This is a genomic window from Kribbella turkmenica, assembly GCF_004348725.1.
Taxonomy (GTDB): Bacteria; Actinomycetota; Actinomycetes; order Propionibacteriales; family Kribbellaceae; genus Kribbella; species Kribbella turkmenica.
Genome location: NZ_SMKR01000288.1, coordinates 1 through 4,036, shown reverse-complemented (window position 1 = coordinate 4,036; position 4,036 = coordinate 1). Strand labels below are relative to the sequence as shown.

Here is a 4,036-nt window from a genome sequence, read left to right as displayed (position 1 = left end):
GCCCGGCCCGCAAGCCGGACCCGGAGGAGGACCTCGACATCCCGGACTTCCTCAAGTAAGCAGCGTCCGGGCCGGTAGGCTCTGGATGTGTTCGGGTATGACGAGGTTCTCCGCGACGTCCGCTTCGCCTTCACCGATCGGTTCGGCGGTGCGAGCAGGCCGCCCTACGGCGAGCTGAACCTCGGTGGAGCCGGTGAGGCCCCGGAGTTGATCGGCGAGAACTTCCGCCGGGTCGCCGAGGCGTTCGGTGTCCGGCCCGAAGGGATCGTCCGGGTCAGCCAGGTCCATGGACGGGACGTGCACAGGGTCCGTCCGGGCGACGAGTTGCCGCCGACGCCGATGCCGACGGCGGACGCGCTCGTCACGACCAGGTCCGACGTGGTGCTGGCGGTCCGCGCCGCCGACTGCCTTCCGGTCCTGCTGGCCGGCGAGGGTGTGGTCGGAGCGGCACACGCCGGACGCAAGGGCATGTACGCCGGCGTCGTACCGGCGACCGTGGCGGCGATGCGCGAGCTCGGCGCGGAGCGGATCACCGCCGTGCTCGGGCCGCACGCGTGCGGGCGGTGCTACGAGGTGCCGGCGGAGATGCGGGCGGAGGTCGCCGAGCGGGTGCCGGCGTCGTACTCCGAGACGAGTTGGGGGACACCGGCGATCGATGTGGCCGCCGGCGTGCAGTCGCAGCTCGCCGAGCTCGGCGTCGAGGTCGTCGACGCGACCAGGTGCACGATCGAGTCGGAGAACCTGTACTCGTACCGGCGCGAAGGCCCGGTGAGCGGCCGCCTGGCCGGTCTGGTCAAGCTGGGCCGATGATGACGGTGCGCGCGGACGAGCTGCGGGAGAACCTGCACCTGGTGCGGGAGCGGATCGAGAAGGCCTGTGAGGCGGCCGGGAGGGCCTCGGACGAGGTCACCCTTGTCGCGGTCACCAAAACCTTCCCAGTCAGCGACGTACGGGCGCTGACGGCCCTCGGCGTGCGGGACGTCGGGGAGAACCGCGAGCAGGAGCTCAAGGCGAAGGCGCCGGACTGGCCGGACGTCACCTGGCACTTCGTCGGGCAGTTGCAGTCGAAGAAGGCCCGTTCGGTGGTCCGGTATGCGTCGGTGGTGCACTCGGTGGACCGCTCGTCGCTGGTGACCGCGCTGTCCAAGGCAGCGGTCGCCGAGGAACGGACCGTGCGCTGCCTGCTGCAGGTGAGTCTGGCGTGGTACGGACCGGCCGAGGCCGCCACCGGTGCCGGACGCGGTGGCGTCGAGCCGTCCGCCATACTCGGGCTGGCTGCCGAGGTGGCCGCGGCCGACGGGCTGGAGCTCGGGGGCGTGATGGCGGTCGCGCCGCTCGGATCGGACCCGGACGAGGCCTTCGCCGGGCTGCGTGACGTAGCCTCCCGGCTACGCTCCGAACACCCCGGTGCCGACTGGATCTCGGCCGGGATGACCGGCGACCTGGACGCCGCGATCAGGCAGGGTGCGACACACGTCCGGCTCGGGCGCGCCTTACTCGGTACGCGTCCTCCACTCGGTTAGTGTCGACATCGAGCAGGTTTGCTTCCTGCTCACCGTTGTCGTCGAACCGGATCGAGGGGCTGGAGGGCCATGAGCGGCGCGCTGCGCAAGATGGGTGTCTACCTCGGCTTGGTCGAGGACGGGGAGCGCTACAACGCGCGGTACGACGACTACGACGAGTACGACGACTACGACGAGGACGCGGTCGGAGCCGTCGACGGGGAGTCCCACGAGACCGGGCCGGTGCCCGCCGGCCGGGACGGCCGCGAGTCCAGAGACTCCCGCCCTGAGTCGCACGTCCACTCAGGTCGCGAGGAGCAGGGCGCGACGGTCAGCAAGTTTCCAGATCGACGTGGTGTCGCACCGTCCCCGGAGGTTACCGAGTTGGCCCGCATCACCACCGTGCACCCGCGCAGCTACAACGAGGCGCGGGTCATCGGTGAGCACTTCCGCGACGGCACGCCCGTCATCATGAACCTGACCGAGATGGACCACGCCGACGCCAAGCGGCTGGTCGACTTCGCCGCCGGGCTGATCTTCTGCTGCCGGGGCTCGATCGAGCGGATCACCACCAAGGTGTTCCTGGTCTGCCCGCCGAACGTGACGGTGGCCGCCGAGGAGAAGGAGAAGATCGCCGCGGACGGGTTCTACAACCAGAGTTGACGCGACGCGCGTCTGCCACGGTTTCCGCCGGTCTTCTACACTCATTGACGACATGATTGCTCTAGCGCTCGTCCTCACGGTTCTCTACTGGGTACTGCTCGCCTTCTTCCTGACGCTGGTGGCGCGGTTCGTGCTCAGCCTGATCGTCATGTTCGCGCCGCAGTGGCACCCGAAGGGTCCGCTGCTGCTCTTCTTCGAGTTGATCTACTCGGTCACCGATCCGTTCCTGCGGCCGCTGCGGCGGATCCTGCCCCCGATCGGGGCCGGCGGGATCCGGATCGACCTGTCCATGCTGATGCTGTTCGTCATCGTCTCGCTGGCGATGTCGATCAATTCGACCGCCTTGCGCTCACTGTGAGGGTGAGGCGGCCGGGGACTGGGTAGGTAGAGTCTCGAAAACGGGGAACCTAGGCCGTTATCGCCGCCCGGATTCCGTTTGAACACAACGAAGCGATAACGTGATCTACTGAGTCGCCGGGGTGAGAGCCACGGGGACTCCGCCAAGACACAGACAAACGAGGTGAAAGATGCCGCTGACGCCGGATGACGTCCGCTCGAAGCAGTTCACGCCCGTCCGACTACGGGAGGGCTACGACGTCACTGAGGTCGACTCGTTCCTCGACGAGGTCGAAGCCGAGCTCGAGCGACTTCTCGCCGAGAACGAGGAGCTGCGGGCCAAGCTCGCGGCGGCCCAGCGCGCGGGTGCGGGGCAGGACCGGCCGGTCGACCAGACCGCCGCGCTGCCGCCCGTCGTGCAGCAGCCCAAGCCCCCGGTCGTGGTCGAGAAGCCGGAGGAGAAGCCACCCGTCGTCGCGCCTGTAGCGGCCGCGGGGGCTGCTGCGGCGGCAGGGACCGTCGGTGACGCCTCCAGCTCCGCCGTGCGACTGCTGGAGATGGCCACCAAGCACTCCGACGACCTGGTCCAGGAGGCGAAGGACACCGCCGACAAGATCATCGGCGAGGCCCGCGCCAAGGCCGAGCGGCTGGAGAACGAGGCTCGCGGCAAGGCCGACCGGATGACCGGTGAGGCCCGTGCGCGCGCCGAGAAGCTGGACGGCGAGATCGCCGAGCGCCGGGCGCAGATGCTCGGCACCCTGGAGAAGCAGAAGGGCCAGCTCGAGCGCACGATCGACGACCTGCACGCCTACGAGCGCGAGTACCGCAGCCGGCTGAAGACGTACTTCACCGAGCAGCTCAAGGCGCTGGGTAACGGCGACGACACGCTCAGCCCGCGCAACGGCTTCCGCCCGGAGGCTCGCGCGCAGGCGCACGGTCACGGCGTCTAAAACCTCGGACAAGAGGCGGTGCTTTCCGGCGGCACCGCCTCTTCGTCATGTCTGGACACCTCTGACACACCGTCCCAGGCCGGTGACACCGCGTCAGGATCATGCTCAGGGCCAGACGAGAGGTTCCTTCCGGCCGCTCAACGTCTCGACATCACTGAGCCGCAGCCGGTACGGCGCAAGCCGCAGCACGGAAGGTGATTCCCCAGCCGGACCGCCGGGGAACACGCTCCAGAAGTCGTAGCCGAGTGGGGCCCGGGCGTCCCGGTACAGCTCCCACACTCGTTGCCGGGTCGCGCTGTCGCCGACCCACTCCGCGTGACAGTCTGCGACGGCCACCTCCTGCCCCGGCTCCCAGTAGCCGCAGCTCAGGTGCGGGCTGAACGCCAGGTGCCGGACCTTGACCGGCGTCGCCCGGGTGACGATCCAGCCGGTCAGTTCGTCCGCCAGCTCCCACAGCGGGTGGAGGATACGGGTGCGCGGCCGGAGATCCGGCCCGACCGTCGCCACCGTGCACCAGACGATCCGGTGTGCCCTCTCGATGAACATTTTTGCACAACCATGGTTGTATAATAGCTGATATACAAC

Annotated in this window: 6 protein-coding genes; 5 read left to right on the top strand and 1 reads right to left on the bottom strand. The window is 68.9% G+C overall.

Going from position 1 to position 4,036, the window contains the following annotated elements:
- Positions 1-87 precede the first annotated feature (87 nt).
- From pgeF to E1218_RS35070, 5 genes are all read left to right on the top strand, one after another.
- The gene (gene pgeF, locus E1218_RS35090) at positions 88-810 is read left to right on the top strand and encodes a peptidoglycan editing factor PgeF (protein WP_132327339.1); all 723 of its coding nucleotides are present in this window, start codon (positions 88-90) and stop codon (positions 808-810) included.
- Positions 807-1,523, top strand: a complete 717-nt coding sequence (locus E1218_RS35085; protein ID WP_132327338.1) for a YggS family pyridoxal phosphate-dependent enzyme — start codon at positions 807-809, stop codon at positions 1,521-1,523. The genes pgeF and E1218_RS35085 overlap by 4 nt, the downstream gene beginning before the upstream one ends.
- 69 nt (positions 1,524-1,592) lie before the next feature.
- On the top strand, positions 1,593-2,165 hold the full coding sequence (locus tag E1218_RS35080; protein WP_132327337.1) for a cell division protein SepF: 573 nt from the start codon (positions 1,593-1,595) through the stop codon (positions 2,163-2,165).
- A gap of 52 nt (positions 2,166-2,217) precedes the next feature.
- Positions 2,218-2,523, top strand: a complete 306-nt coding sequence (locus tag E1218_RS35075) for a YggT family protein (protein ID WP_132327336.1) — start codon at positions 2,218-2,220, stop codon at positions 2,521-2,523.
- Positions 2,524-2,692: 169 nt separating this feature from the next.
- Entirely contained in the window at positions 2,693-3,451 is a 759-nt protein-coding gene (locus E1218_RS35070) for a DivIVA domain-containing protein (protein ID WP_132144064.1), read from the top strand.
- A gap of 105 nt (positions 3,452-3,556) precedes the next feature.
- Here the strand turns inward: E1218_RS35070 and E1218_RS35065 are convergent.
- Positions 3,557-4,036, bottom strand: a 480-nt coding sequence (locus E1218_RS35065; protein WP_233712682.1) for a pyridoxamine 5'-phosphate oxidase family protein, incomplete at its 5' end; no start/stop codon positions are given.

What these genes read in the sequence shown, in the direction of transcription:
- E1218_RS35085 (WP_132327338.1), top strand. Translation starts at nt 807, where the DNA reads ATGATGACGGTGCGCGCGGACGAGCTGCGGGAGAACCTGCACCTGGTG.
- E1218_RS35070 (WP_132144064.1), top strand. Translation starts at nt 2,693, where the DNA reads ATGCCGCTGACGCCGGATGACGTCCGCTCGAAGCAGTTCACGCCCGTC.
- E1218_RS35075 (WP_132327336.1), top strand. Translation starts at nt 2,218, where the DNA reads ATGATTGCTCTAGCGCTCGTCCTCACGGTTCTCTACTGGGTACTGCTC.
- E1218_RS35080 (WP_132327337.1), top strand. Translation starts at nt 1,593, where the DNA reads ATGAGCGGCGCGCTGCGCAAGATGGGTGTCTACCTCGGCTTGGTCGAG.